Origin of the sequence: Micromonospora sp. AB353 (genome assembly GCF_049538395.1) — a bacterium.
Taxonomy (GTDB): domain Bacteria; phylum Actinomycetota; class Actinomycetes; order Mycobacteriales; family Micromonosporaceae; genus Micromonospora; species Micromonospora aurantiaca.
The window spans coordinates 1-12,135 of sequence record NZ_JBMVFV010000042.1 but is presented as its reverse complement, the minus strand read 5'-3'; the positions used below and the strand labels follow the sequence as shown (position 1 = coordinate 12,135).

At 74.4% G+C, this 12,135-nt stretch carries 13 protein-coding genes; 6 read left to right on the top strand and 7 right to left on the bottom strand.

Annotation, left to right across the window (positions count from 1 at the left end; genetic code table 11):
- Window positions 1-81: 81 nt before the first annotated feature.
- The 4 genes from ACPCK6_RS18220 to ACPCK6_RS18205 all read right to left on the bottom strand — a co-directional run bounded on the left by ACPCK6_RS18220 (window position 82) and on the right by ACPCK6_RS18205 (window position 3,827).
- The gene (locus ACPCK6_RS18220) at window positions 82-528 is read right to left on the bottom strand and encodes a response regulator (protein ID WP_120570165.1); all 447 of its coding nucleotides are present in this window, start codon (window positions 526-528) and stop codon (window positions 82-84) included.
- Window positions 529-599: 71 nt separating this feature from the next.
- The gene (locus ACPCK6_RS18215) at window positions 600-947 is read right to left on the bottom strand and encodes an STAS domain-containing protein (RefSeq protein ID WP_396883162.1); all 348 of its coding nucleotides are present in this window, start codon (window positions 945-947) and stop codon (window positions 600-602) included.
- A 76-nt stretch (window positions 948-1,023) separates the two neighbouring features.
- Complete coding sequence (locus tag ACPCK6_RS18210; protein ID WP_423481689.1) at window positions 1,024-2,070, bottom strand: cobalamin B12-binding domain-containing protein; 1,047 nt, start codon at window positions 2,068-2,070, stop codon at window positions 1,024-1,026.
- Window positions 2,067-3,827 carry a SpoIIE family protein phosphatase gene (locus tag ACPCK6_RS18205; protein ID WP_396883160.1) on the bottom strand — a complete coding sequence of 587 codons (1,761 nt, stop codon included), beginning with the start codon at window positions 3,825-3,827 and terminating at the stop codon, window positions 2,067-2,069. The genes ACPCK6_RS18210 and ACPCK6_RS18205 overlap by 4 nt, the downstream gene beginning before the upstream one ends.
- A 253-nt stretch (window positions 3,828-4,080) precedes the next feature.
- Between ACPCK6_RS18205 and ACPCK6_RS18200 the strand changes: the two genes are divergently transcribed.
- Both ACPCK6_RS18200 and ACPCK6_RS18195 read left to right on the top strand, forming a co-directional pair.
- Window positions 4,081-4,410, top strand: a complete 330-nt coding sequence (locus ACPCK6_RS18200; RefSeq protein ID WP_396883159.1) for an STAS domain-containing protein — start codon at window positions 4,081-4,083, stop codon at window positions 4,408-4,410.
- A gap of 43 nt (window positions 4,411-4,453) precedes the next feature.
- Complete coding sequence (locus ACPCK6_RS18195; protein WP_396883158.1) at window positions 4,454-4,801, top strand: STAS domain-containing protein; 348 nt, start codon at window positions 4,454-4,456, stop codon at window positions 4,799-4,801.
- A 91-nt stretch (window positions 4,802-4,892) separates the two neighbouring features.
- Here ACPCK6_RS18195 and ACPCK6_RS18190 read toward each other — a convergent pair whose 3' ends face one another.
- On the bottom strand, window positions 4,893-5,207 hold the full coding sequence (locus tag ACPCK6_RS18190) for a hypothetical protein (RefSeq protein WP_396883156.1): 315 nt from the start codon (window positions 5,205-5,207) through the stop codon (window positions 4,893-4,895).
- A gap of 184 nt (window positions 5,208-5,391) precedes the next feature.
- Between ACPCK6_RS18190 and ACPCK6_RS18185 the strand changes: the two genes are divergently transcribed.
- From ACPCK6_RS18185 to ACPCK6_RS18175, 3 genes are all read left to right on the top strand, one after another.
- Window positions 5,392-6,363, top strand: coding sequence for a DUF2267 domain-containing protein (locus ACPCK6_RS18185; protein WP_423481688.1), 972 nt, complete (start codon window positions 5,392-5,394; stop codon window positions 6,361-6,363).
- Between the two features lie 71 nt (window positions 6,364-6,434).
- A complete protein-coding gene (locus ACPCK6_RS18180) occupies window positions 6,435-7,223 on the top strand; it encodes a spermidine synthase (RefSeq protein WP_423481687.1) in 789 nt (262 codons plus the stop codon).
- 39 nt (window positions 7,224-7,262) lie between these two features.
- Window positions 7,263-8,351 carry an AI-2E family transporter gene (locus ACPCK6_RS18175; protein ID WP_423481686.1) on the top strand — a complete coding sequence of 363 codons (1,089 nt, stop codon included), beginning with the start codon at window positions 7,263-7,265 and terminating at the stop codon, window positions 8,349-8,351.
- Window positions 8,352-8,377: 26 nt separating this feature from the next.
- Here ACPCK6_RS18175 and ACPCK6_RS18170 read toward each other — a convergent pair whose 3' ends face one another.
- A complete protein-coding gene (locus ACPCK6_RS18170; RefSeq protein ID WP_396883152.1) occupies window positions 8,378-9,676 on the bottom strand; it encodes an NAD(P)/FAD-dependent oxidoreductase in 1,299 nt (432 codons plus the stop codon).
- 102 nt (window positions 9,677-9,778) lie between these two features.
- Between ACPCK6_RS18170 and ACPCK6_RS18165 the strand changes: the two genes are divergently transcribed.
- On the top strand, window positions 9,779-11,224 hold the full coding sequence (locus ACPCK6_RS18165) for a M28 family metallopeptidase (protein WP_423481685.1): 1,446 nt from the start codon (window positions 9,779-9,781) through the stop codon (window positions 11,222-11,224).
- A 9-nt stretch (window positions 11,225-11,233) separates the two neighbouring features.
- Here the strand turns inward: ACPCK6_RS18165 and ACPCK6_RS18160 are convergent, their stop codons facing one another.
- Window positions 11,234-11,803 carry a GNAT family N-acetyltransferase gene (locus tag ACPCK6_RS18160; protein ID WP_423481684.1) on the bottom strand — a complete coding sequence of 190 codons (570 nt, stop codon included), beginning with the start codon at window positions 11,801-11,803 and terminating at the stop codon, window positions 11,234-11,236.
- Window positions 11,804-12,135 lie beyond the last annotated feature (332 nt).

Sequence of the window (12,135 nt, the reverse complement as noted above, 5' to 3'; positions counted from 1 at the left end):
GCCGATCCTGCGGTCCGGACGCTCCCGGGCGCGGCCGTTCCCCCAAAATGTGCAGGATGCGGGGGCCCGGACTTCCCGCCCCTACTGGTGCTTCGGGAGCACGACCACCCGTCCGAAGAACTCGTCGATGCGGCGTACCACGTCGTTGAAGTCGTCCAGGTCGATCGGCTTCGTCACGTACGCGTTGGCCTGCAGCGTGTAGCTGCTGACCACGTCGGTGTCGGCGTTGGAGGTGGTGAGCACGACGATCGGGATGGTCCGCAGGCTCTCGTCACCCTTGACCTCACCGAGCACCTGCCGCCCGTCCATCCGGGGCATGTTCAGGTCGAGCAGGATCACGTCCGGGCGCTGCGCCTCGGTGTGCCGGCCCTCGCGGCGGAGGAACTCCATCGCCTCCTGACCGTCGGCGACCACGTCGATGACCTTGTCGACGTCGGAGTCGGCGAGCGCCTCCTCGATCATCAGGACGTCGCCCGGGTCGTCGTCCACCACCAGGATGCGAACGGGGCTGGGACTGGTCTGACCCATGGGGTTACCTGTTTCTCGGTGAGGAGGGCGTCCGGCCGCACGGCCGGCTGCTGGCGGGGAAATGTATCGGATCAGGAGGCGGCCGGCGCGGTCGGGTCGACGGAGTCGCGGTCGAGGTGGAGCACCTCGGCCAGCCCGGTCACCTGGAGCACCCGCGCGACCCGGCCGGTCGCCCCGGTGAGCCGCAGCCAGCCGCCGTCGGCGGCGACGAGGTTGTCCCCCCGGACGAACGCCGCGATGCCGGTGGAGTCGCAGAACGTCAGGTCGGTGAGATCGAGCAGCAGCTCGCGGTGCCCCTCGGCGATCAGCCGGTCGATCGCCGAGTTCAGCTCTCCGGCCGTGCCGAGGTCGAGCTCGCCGGCCAGCCGGAGGCGGGCGCCGCCCCCGTCCCGCTGGGCGTACGTGACGGTGAACGTCACAGTGGCCCCCCTCGCTCCCACCACAGGAAAACACTTGCAGTGGTGCAAGTATATGCGACGGCCGCCCCGGCGCCCGTCAGCGGCCCGCCGCCGACAGCCCGCCCACCAGAGCGCGGCCCCGGTCGAGGAAGGCAGCCGCGCGCGGGAAGTCCCGCAGCTGCTGTCCATAGTGCTCCAGCGTCAGCCCGACCGCGCCCGCCGGCACCCCACGGCTGACCAGGATCTCCACCAGCCACTCGACGAACCCGGTGAACAGCGTCGCGTCGTCCACGTAGAGCGCGGCGGCCAGGAAGTCCACGATGTAGCCGAGGTCGCTGATCGTGGAGTCGAGCTGCGCGGGCGTGTAGTCCGCGGTCGACGGCACCCGCTCCCGCAGATCGGCCAGGGCGCTGTCGATCAGCTCGCCGCGCCGCTTGACCAGGCTGGCGTACTCGTCGTCGGCCAGGTGGTCCAGCCGCGCGGGCGGCGCCTCGCGCAACGCCCGCTCGTCGGCCACCAGGTCCGCCGCGGCCGGCGCGTCGGGCGCCCACGGCATGCCGAGCACGCGGGCCCAGCGGCCGTCGTCGCCGAAGCCCCGGCCACCGACCACCACCGGCACGTCGGAGCGGCGGCACGCCTCCACCATCCGGTGGGCGTGCGGCAGCCGCATCGGCAGCGCGCAGGCGAGCGCCACCGCCTCCGCGTCGTAGCGGTGCAGGTAGGACACCAGGTGCGCGGCCGGGACGCTGGCGCCGAGGAAGACCACCTGCCAGCCGCGCAGCCGCAGCACCTCGGCCACCAGCCGGGCCGGCAGCGCGTGCCACTCGCCGTCCATGCAGGCCATCACGATCCGCCCGCGGGTCGGGCGGGGATCGGCGTACGCGGCCACCGCCGCCACCACCCGCTCGCTGATGTGGGTGGCGGCGTGCTCCTGGGCGACGCTCCACTCGTTGCGGGCCCAGCGTTCACCCACCTCGGCCTGGGCCGGGGCGACCAGGTCCAGCAGCACCCGCTCGGCCGGCACGCCCGCCTCCAGCAGCCCCCGGGCCACCGCCACGGCGGCGGACTCGTCGGCGTCGGCCAGGCACTCCAGGTAGCGGGGGAAGGCGTGGCCCGGGTCGGCCTCGACGGTCGGCACGGTCACGCGGACAACTCCCTCGTCGGTTCGGTCACGGCCGGGTCCGGCACCGCGTGCAGGTGCCGCGGCGCCCGCCCGGACGGGCCGGTGGCGCGCAGCGCCAGCACCGCGATGTCGTCGTGGTCGCCGTGCGCGAGCCAGTCGCAGGTCACCTGCTCGACCCGCTCGGCGAGCGCCGGCGCGGGCATCCGGTGGCAGCCGGTCACCGCGTGGAGCAGCCGCTCGGGGCCGAACTGCTCGTCGCCGCGCCGGCCGCCGCGCGCCTCGGTCACCCCGTCGCTGTAGAACAGGCAGGTCTCCCCCGGCGCCAGGTGCACCGTCACCTCGCCGATGCGGGGATCGGGCACCACACCGATCAGCATGCCGCGCAGCGGCACCACCTCGACCTCGCCGGACTCCCGCAGCACCAGCGGCGGCAGGTGCCCGCCGCCGGCCAGGGTCAGCGTCAGGCCGCCGTCACGGTGCGGCCGGGCCACGCCGAGCACCAGGGTGGCGAAGCGGCCCTGCCCGTGCGCCTGCGTGGTCTCCAGCAACGCGTCGTTGAGCAGCTTCAGCAGCCGCCCCGGCTGCGTCTCCACCCGGTGCAGCGCCTGCAGGCACTGGCGGAGCTGGCCGGTGAACACGGCCGCCTCCACGCCCTTGCCGGACACGTCACCGAGGAAGAAGACCGAGCCGCCGTCGGCGAGCCGGTGCGAGCCGTAGAAGTCGCCACCGATGCGCAGCCCGGCCTGCGCCGGCCGGTACGCGGTGCCCCACTGCACGCCCGTCGCGGCGGCCGGCTCGACCGGTAGCAGGCTGGCCTGCAACGTGTCGGCGACCTCGGCCTGGTCGCGGTAGAGCATCGCGGTGGTCAGCGCCGCGCCGGCCCGGGCCGCGAACGCGCGGACCAGCTCCACGTCGGCCTCGTCGTACCAGCGGTCGGCGCGCCGGGCCACCAGCAGCGCACCGGCAGGCGCCTCCCGGCCGGGCAGCGGCACCACCCGCGCGGTGGCGCCGGAGGCGTCCAGGCCGGGCAGCCAGCCCGCGTCGGCGGCCTGTTCGACCAGCCAGTCCAGCGTGTGCGGCTCGGTGCCGGCCAGACCGGCCTCGATCGCCGCGGGCAGCGCCGTGGCGGGCAGCACCCCGCTGTCCACCACCGGCGGCCGGTCGTCCGCGCGTACCGCCCGCCACCAGCGGGCCCGGCCGGAGCGGGGGGCGAGGACCAGGACCGCCACGTCGGCCGCCGTCGGCACGGCCAGGCGCACCACCGCGGCGGCGGCCCGGTCCGGGTGCAGCGGGTTGCCGAGCTTCTCGCCCACTACGGCGAGGAACGCCGAGCGGGCCCGCTCGGCCAGCAGCGCGTCGGCCCGGCTGACGATCTCGGTCACGTCGTCGACGTACCAGCAGCGCCCGCGGTGGGACAGCGCGACCGGGCGTACGCGCAGCCGCCGCCCGTGGTGGGTGAACTCGGCCGGCCCGTCGCCGCGCAGCGGGGCCGGACCCGCGGCGGCCAGCAGCTCGCCGGGCGTCACCTCGGGGATCAGGCGCTCCGCGACCGGGCTCACGTGCTGGACGACACCGTCGGCGTCGCACACGACCAGGCCCTCACGGAAGTGCTCGACCACCTCGGACCAGTTCGGGACGGTGAGGTCGCGGTCGGCGGCCAGCGGCGGCAGAGCGGACGGCGCGGGCGCGGCGGCGGACCACGCCGGAGCCCGTGCGGCGCTCGGCGTGGAGATCCGTCCGTCGCCCGGGTCGGCACCCCTGACGTCGGCAGCAGTCACCAGCTGAGCCCCACTCTCCTCGTCGACACCCGGAGGCGCCGGAGCCGGCGCCTGTGGTCACGTCTCACCGCCCACCCTACGCCGGTACGCCGGGACCGCCACCCCACGGCGCGGGCGCCCGGCTCGCGCATCCAGCGAGGTGATGCCGCTGTTGTTACGATCCTGTCATCCCGGCCCGACCGGCACCCCCGCGGAAAGGCGTGACGTGGTTCCTCAACGGAGAAGGCCCGAGGCGAGCCCGCTGAGCATCTCCGTGGATCGTTCCGACCCGGCCGTTCCGGTGGTGGTCGTCGGCGGCGACCTGGCGTACGCCACGGCGGCCCCGCTGCGCGCCGAGATCGACCGGCTGCTCGCCGCGCGTCCGGTGACGCTGGTGTTCGACTTCGGCGACCTGCAGTTCATGGACAGCACCGGCCTGTCCGTGATCGTGCACGCCTGGCGGGAGGGCCAGCAGGCCGGCACCGCCATCGAGCTACGCGCGGTCCCCCGGTTCCTGGAGACCATCCTCGACCTGACCGGCGTCACCGGTCTGCTCGACCGCTCGCCGGTCGACGACGCGCCGGGTTCGACCGCGTCCGCGTGACCCCGGGGGTTTCCCGGCCGGGCCCGGCTGGGAACATGGGAACGTGCCCTCCCAGATGTTGACCATCGAGGTGGACCGGCTCGACGCCGGTTCCGCCCGGGTGCGGCTGGCCGGAGAGCTGGACTTCGACACCGCGCCGGAACTCGTCGACGCCGTGGCCGACCTGCGCCGCGACGGTCACCAGGAGCTGGAACTCGACTTCGCCGGGGTGGGCCTCTGTGACTCCTCCGGCCTGAGTGCGCTCGTGGTGATCCACCGGGCCGGCACCGGGGCGATCCGCCTGTTCAACCTGAACCCGCAGATCAGGCATCTGCTGGACCGCACCGGCCTGGCCGAACTGCTCGCCACCCCGCCACGCGATCTGACCGGCGGCGTCCGCGAGGCCGGCTGACCCGGCCCCGACCCGTCAGGCGGGCTGAGCGACACGCGGACAGGGGTGGCCCCCGACCCTGGGACCAGGGGCCGGGGGCCGGGAGGATGGCTCAGGCGGCAGGCTCGGCCTGCCGGTGCCGCGTCTCGTCGCGCGACTGCCCCGCGAGCGGAGGCTCGACGTCCTCCGGCGCGCCGGAATCAGGCGTCTGGAACAGATAACGGACGAAGTCCCCATTCATGTCGTCGTCGTCCGCGCCGGGCCACTGCCCGACACAGTCGACACCGACCACCTCGCGTCCGCTGCCGTCGTGGTGTTCCAGCAGCGCCCACAGGGTCACCGGGTAGGAGCGGGTGTCGTCCGGGCCGATGCGCCAACGGGCGTACCAGCCGGGACGGGCGGGGACGATCTCCACGATCCGTTTCATGTCGACCTGCCCTTCCGCGTGCGTCGGAAGTTGTCCGGTCCGTCCGAGCCTGCCGCCCGCCGGGGTGAGCACTCCTCACCCGCAGCGAATGAAGCGTCCGACCGGGCGGTCCGCCGTTACCTTCCCGGCAGCGCCGGGAACGCGGTCGGCGCAAGCGCAACCGACCCAGGAACGAGGTGCGACGATGCGCAAGCAGATGGAGGGCGACAACCAGCGCCGCCGGGCCCTGGCCCGCGAGGCCCGCGAACGAGGGCTGCGGCCGAGCCAGACCGGCGCCAGCCTGAGCGCGTCCAAGCAGGTCACCTCGCTGGACCAGCACGACCGGTCCGGCCCGCCGCCGGCCGGACGGCACAAACCGGACACCACCCGGGGCGGTCCCGCGCCGCCACCGGTCGCCGTCGCGGAGCAGCAGCGCCCGCTGCCGGACCCGACGCCGTCACCCGGGGTCTCGATGGGCTACCGGGATCTCGTCGACGACGTGAGCCGGCGCGCCGGGGTGGACTTCACCACGGCCAAGGTCGCGGCGGAGGGCACCGTGCTGGCCCTGGCCCGGGCGCTGGACGAGGCGGAACGGGAGCGGCTGCTGGAGGCGGTGCCGCTGACCCTGCACGACGTGGTGCCGGTGTACGGCCTGGAACGCCGCCGCGACCTGCCCGGCTTCCTGGCCGAGGTCGGCCGGTACAGCCGCCTCACCCCGGAGCAGGCCCGCTACCAGGCCGAGGCGACGCTCGCCGCGCTCGCCGAGGCCGACGCGGACCTGGTCGATTCGCTGCGCGTACCGGACGAGTTGCGTGACCTGCTCGGGCCGACCGACTTCGGCGGCGGCCTGGTGGGCGCGTCCTCGGCCACCGCACCGCTGACCGAGGCGGAGCTGCGCGACGCGCTCGCCACACTGCCCTACTGGTCCAGCGACAGGCGCTCGCTCGTGCGCACGATCGAGCTGCCCGGCGGCAACCTGGACCGGGTGCTCGACCGGCTGGACCGGCTCAAGTCCGACGTCGGACGGTCGCCGCAGATCGGGCGGCCGGACCCGGACAACGCCGTGCTGACGGTCCGGACCCAGCAGGTCGACGGCGTGACGGCGGCGGACGTGGACCTCGCGCACCGGGTGGACGCGGCAGTCGACGAGGCCGGCGCCGGGATGGCGGCCGGCTGACCCGGCGGCGGAACGGCCCCGGTCCCACGCGGGCCGGGGCCGCCCGTGGCCGCGCGGTACCGTGTCCCGCCGTGGATCACGACGACACCGAGACGCTGGAGATCGTGGTGGACCCGGCCCGCCCGTCCGGGCGCACGCTGCTGGCCGACGGGGTCGAGCAGTCGTACGTGGACGTGGCCGACGCCCGGTACCTGCACTTCGAGTACGTGCGGCGAATCGCCGCCGCGATCGACCTGGCCGCCCCGCGCGGCGCGGCGCTGACCGCCCTGCACCTGGGCGGCGGCGCGCTCACGCTGCCGCGCTGGCTCGCGAGCACCCGGCCCGGTTCGGCGCAGCGGGTGATCGAGCGCGATCCGGGCGTGGTCGAGCTGGTCCGGCGGAGGCTGCCGCGGCTGCCGCCGGAGGTGGTGGTGGCGATCGGCGACGCCCGGGAGGCGGTCGCCGGGGAGCCGTCCGGGACGTACGACCTGGTGGTGGCCGACGTGTACCGGGCGGCCCGGATGCCGCCGCAGGTGGCGGCGGTCGAGTTCGCGGCACAGGTGGCCCGGGTGCTGCGCCCGGACGGCCTCTATCTGATCAACCTCACCGACCTGCCGCCGCTGGCGCACACCCGGGCGCAGGTGGCGACGCTGCGGGCGGTGTTCGCCGACGTCTGCCTGGTCGCCGACCGGCGGATGCTGCGCGGGCGCCGCTACGGCAACGTGGTGCTCGCCGCCACGCCCACGACGGGCCGGATCCCGGTGATCCGGCTCGCCACCCGCGTCGCCGCCGACCCGGTGCCCGGAACGGTGCTGCACGGCGCGACGCTCGACGCGTTCGCCGCCGGCGCCCACCCGGTCACCGACGCCGACCTGGGCTGAGCCGGGTTTTCGTCTCCCCAGCGCGGGTAGCCGCGCCGGATGAGCGCCGCCGACGATCGGTCCATCGCGCGCCGGACGCTGATCGTGATCGGTCTGGTCCTCGCCACCGGGGTCGGGCTGGCGCTGGTCTGGGCCACCCGGCGGGTGCTGGTGTGGGGGCTGATGGCGGTGTTCTTCGCGGTCGCCCTCAAACCGCTCGTGGACCGTCTCGAACGCCGGGTACGCCGCCGTGCGCTCGCCACGCTGCTGGTGTTCCTGGCCGCGTTCGCGCTGTTGTCCGCCGTCGCCGCGCTGATCGTGGTGCCGCTGGTGGACGAGGTGGGCCGGTTCGCCGACCGGGCGCCGGACCTCGTACGCGAGGCGCAGGCCGGGCAGGGGCCGCTCGGGCGACTGCTGGACCGCTTCCACCTGCTCCGGTACGCCGAACCCGGCCAGCTCCGCCGGTACGGCGCCCGGCTCGGCGACCCGACGGTCGGGGTGGTCCGCAGCGTGGCCCAGGCGGTCGCCGCGTTTGTCACAGTGGTGGTGCTGGCGTACCTGATGGTCCTGGAGGCGCCGAAGATCGTGGCCGCCACGCTGCGGCTCACCGGCGACGGCGCGGCGGCGCGGCTGCGGCGCATCGGGCGCGACTCGTCCCGGATCGTCACCGGCTACCTGAGCGGCAACCTGCTGATCAGCGTGATCTGCGGCGGTCTGACGTTCGTCGTGCTGTTCCTGCTCGGTGTGCCGTTCGCCGCGGTGATCGCCCTGACGGTCGCCGTGTTCGACCTGATCCCGCTCGTCGGCGCCACGCTCGGCGCGCTCGCCGCGGCCGGCGCGGCGTTCCTGCACTCCCCCACCGCCGGCCTCGTCGTGCTTGTCTTCTTCGTGGTCTACCAGCAGGTGGAGAACCATCTGCTGCAACCGGTCATCATGGGCCGCGCGGTCCGGCTGAACCCGTTGACGGTGCTGGTCAGCGTGCTGCTGTCGGTCGAGCTGGCCGGGCTGGTGGGGGCGCTGCTGGCGATCCCGGCCGCCGGCATCGTGCAGGTGCTGCTGCGCGAGTTCGCGCCGGCCGGGCGGCAGGCCCTGCCGCAGCCCGCCGACGGCGATCCGGCGGGTTCCCGTCACCCGCCGGCCGGCGGGTGACGGACCGGCCGGCGGGTGGTCGAGGCTCAGCGGCGGCGGGCCAGCTCCGGTGACTCGCTCTCCAGCGGCACCGCGTTCGCCGGGACCAGCCCGAGCTGCACGGCGGGCCGGGGCAGCGTCGCGTCCAGCGCCCAGTCCGCCGCGACCCGCGGCCGGTTACCGGGCATGGCGAGCAGGTGGTAGCCGCGGGTGACGGCCTTGGCGGGCAGCCCGGCGAGCGGCACCTTGAGCGGGTTCGCCGCCGCGTCCTTGCCGCCCAGGTCCACCACCCAGCCCAGGTCGTGGTGCTTGTACGACTTGCGCACGCCCTGCCCGTACGAGGCGGCGATGTTGTGCGCGGCCAGCTTGCCCTGCCGCTGGGCGTGCTGCGCGGTCATCGCGCACACCTGCCCGGGGCGGGTCGGGTCGGGCACGGCGGCGGCGTCGCCGCAGGCGAACACCTCCGGGTAGCCGGGGACGTTGAGGAACTCGTCGACCACCAGCCGACCCTTCTCGGTGCGCAGCCCCAGCTCGGCCACGAACGGGTCGGGGCGTACGCCGACGCACCAGATGAGGCTGCACGTCGGGACGTACTCGCCGTCGGTGAGCATCACCCCGTCCGGGGTGGCCTCGGCGACCGACGTGCCCATCCGCACGTCCACGCCGCGTTTGCGCAGCACCCGGTCGGCGGTGACCGACATCCGCCGGTCCAGTTCGGGCAGCACCCGGGGCGCCACGTCCAGCAGCATCCAGCGCGGCCGGACCTTCAGGTGCGGGCGCTGGGCCATCAGCCGGTCGGTGAACAGCTGCCCGTGCGCGGCCACCTCGGTGCCGGTGTAGCCGGCGCCGACCACCACGAACGTGGCGCGGGCCCGCTGCTCGGCCGGGTCGTCGGTCAGCTCGGCCAGCTCCACCTGCCGGACCACGTGGTCGTGCAGGAACAGCGCCTCGGGCAGGCCGCGGAACCCGTGGGCGTACTCGGTCACGCCGGGGATCGGCAGCAGCTTGTTGACGCTGCCGACGCTGAGCACGAGCCGGTCGTACGCGAGCTGCCCGTGGTCGCCCTCGATCGAGCGGTAGCCGACCCACCGGTTCTGCAGGTCGACCCGGTCCGCCTCGCCGACCACCACGCGGACACCGTCGAGCGTGCCGGCGAGCGGCACGGCGATCCGGGTCGGCTCCACCACGCCGGCCGCCACCTCGGGCAGCAGCGGCAGGTAGAGGAAGTAGTCGGTCGTGTTCAGCAGGACGATCTCGGCCCGGTCGCGGGCCAGTCGGCGCAACGTCTTGGCCGCGTGGTACCCGGCGAACCCGGCCCCCACGATCACCACCCGTGGTTTCGTCATGCCTGCTGCCGTTCCCGGGCAGACCTGCGACAAACGTGCCCTCATGATCCATCCATCGGCGGCTATATGGACATTCCTCGCGATCGGCGCGAGGATGCCGGGATGGGAAACCACGAGACCGCCGAGGGTCGGCCCACGAGGTCCAGCCGGCGTACCTTCCTCACCGCCTCCGCGGCGGCCACCGCCGTCGCCGTCGCCACCCCGCTCACCGCCGCCCCGGCCGCCGCCGCGACCGGCGCTCCCCCGGGCCCGGGCCGTCCGGCCCGGCCGCAGCGGCCCGGCCGCGAGCTGACCGCGCTGCTGCGCGAGATCGACAGCCGCCGGATCGAGGCCGTCGTGCGCCGGCTCGCCGCGTTCGGCACCCGCCACACCCTGTCCAGCCAGACCGATCCGGTACGCGGCATCGGCGCCGCCCGCGACTGGATCCACGCCCAGCTTGCCGGGTACGCGGCCGCGTCCGGCGGCCGGATGAGCGTCGAACTGCAGTCGTACGTGCAGGAGCCCGCCTCCCGCATCCCGGTCCCCACCACCGTCACCAACGTGGTGGCGACAGTGCGCGGCGACGTCACGCCCGAGCGGGTGTACGTCATCACCGGCCACTACGACTCCCGGGCCACCGACGTGATGGACGCGGTCAGCGACGCACCCGGCGCCGACGACGACGCCTCCGGCGTGGCGGTGGTGATGGAGCTGGCCCGGGTGCTGTCCACCCGCCGCACCGAGGCCACCATCGTGCTCGCCGCCGTCGCCGCCGAGGAGCAGGGACTGTACGGCTCGGCGTACCTGGCGTCGCAGTTGAAGGCGGCCGGCGCCGACGTGCAGGCGATGTTCAGCAACGACATCGTCGGCTCCAGCACCGCCGACGACGGCACCCGCGACCCGCGTACCGTGCGGTTGTTCGCCGAGGGTGTGCCGACCGCCGAGACCCCGGCCGAGGCGAGCGTGCGGCAGTCCGTCGGCGGTGAGAACGACTCGCCGTCGCGGCAGCTCGCCCGGTTCGTCACCGACGTGGCCGAGAACTCCGCCACCGGCATGGACGTGCGCGTCATCTACCGGCGGGACCGCTACCTGCGCGGCAGCGACCACATCTCGTTCCTGCGCGAGGGGTGGCCGGCCGGCCGGTTCACCGAGCCCAACGAGGACTTCGCCCACCAGCACCAGGACGTGCGGGTCGTCGACGGGGTGCAGTACGGCGACCTGCCCGAGTTCTGCGACTTCGGCTACATCGCCCGGGTGGCGCGGGTGAACGCCGCGACGCTGTGGTCACTGGCCCAGGCGCCGGGCACACCCAAGGGCGTCACAGTGGTGACCGCGAACCTGACGAACGACACCACACTGCGGTGGCAGCGCGGCCCCGAGCCGGACCTGGCCGGGTACGAGGTGGTGTGGCGGGAGACCACATCCGACCAGTGGCAGAAGGTGCTGCCGGTCGGCGACGTCACCGAGGTGACCGTCGACCTGTCCAAGGACAACGTGTTCTTCGGCGTACGGGCGGTGGACCGGGACGGGCACCGCAGCCCGGTCGCGTTCCCGAAGCCCGGCAGCTGAGGCCGCCGGTCACCGCCCCGGCGCCGGTTCCGCCCGGCCCGGCGCCGGCGCGGTGATCGCCCAGCGTTCGTGGTCGCGCCACGCGCCGTCGATGAACAGGTAGTCCGGGGAGAACCCTTCGAGGCGGAAGCCGAGCCGGCGCGCCAGCCGCTTCGACGGCTCGTTGCCGGGCTGGATGTTCGCCTCCAGCCGGTGCAGACCGAGCGGCCCGAACGCGTACTCGATCACCAGCCGCACCCCGGCCGAGGCGTGCCCGGTGCCCGCGTACGGGCGGAACGCCGCGTATCCGAGGTAACCGCCGCGCAGCGCGCCCAGCACGATGCCGCTGATGTTCGCGTATCCGGCGATCTCCCCGCTGGCCCGGTCGCAGAGCAGGAACCCGGCGCTGTCCCGCCCCCGGATCTTGCGCAGGTACGCGGCGTACCGCTGCGCGTCGTCGGGCGCGGAGAGCCACGGATGGTGCAGGTCGCGGCTGCGCCGGGCGGCGGCGACGAACTCCGCCTCGTCGGCCGGTCGGGGACGGCGGATGGCGACGCGTCCGTCGCTGCGCAGATATCGCACCGCGCCACTCTCCGCCACCACCTCCACCCCGCCCCACCCGGGGTGCACCCTCCCGCCGCCACACGGGCCGCCACGCCAGGAGGTCGTGTCCCGTCCCGGCCCGCCGTGGGCAGCCGTAGATCTTGGCACGAAACGGCCCCTATAGGGCCCTTTCCTACCAAGATCTCCTCTGCTCCCATCATGTGGCCCGCCGATCTCATGTCGCGGAGGCAACGCCCTCCTGCGCCGCCAGGGGCGGACCGACTTCTTGCGCGATCTTGCGCTCGAGGCCCAGGGATGCCGGTTTTGCGAGGTCCGCCGGGGTACCGAACTGCAAGATCTGTGCATGTGTGGCCGGGTGGATCCGTGAC

What these genes read in the sequence shown, in the direction of transcription:
- ACPCK6_RS18190 (WP_396883156.1), bottom strand. Translation starts at nt 5,207, where the DNA reads ATGAAACGGATCGTGGAGATCGTCCCCGCCCGTCCCGGCTGGTACGCC.
- ACPCK6_RS18165 (WP_423481685.1), top strand. Translation starts at nt 9,779, where the DNA reads ATGGGAAACCACGAGACCGCCGAGGGTCGGCCCACGAGGTCCAGCCGG.
- ACPCK6_RS18220 (WP_120570165.1), bottom strand. Translation starts at nt 528, where the DNA reads ATGGGTCAGACCAGTCCCAGCCCCGTTCGCATCCTGGTGGTGGACGAC.
- ACPCK6_RS18175 (WP_423481686.1), top strand. Translation starts at nt 7,263, where the DNA reads ATGAGCGCCGCCGACGATCGGTCCATCGCGCGCCGGACGCTGATCGTG.
- ACPCK6_RS18170 (WP_396883152.1), bottom strand. Translation starts at nt 9,676, where the DNA reads ATGACGAAACCACGGGTGGTGATCGTGGGGGCCGGGTTCGCCGGGTAC.
- ACPCK6_RS18185 (WP_423481688.1), top strand. Translation starts at nt 5,392, where the DNA reads ATGCGCAAGCAGATGGAGGGCGACAACCAGCGCCGCCGGGCCCTGGCC.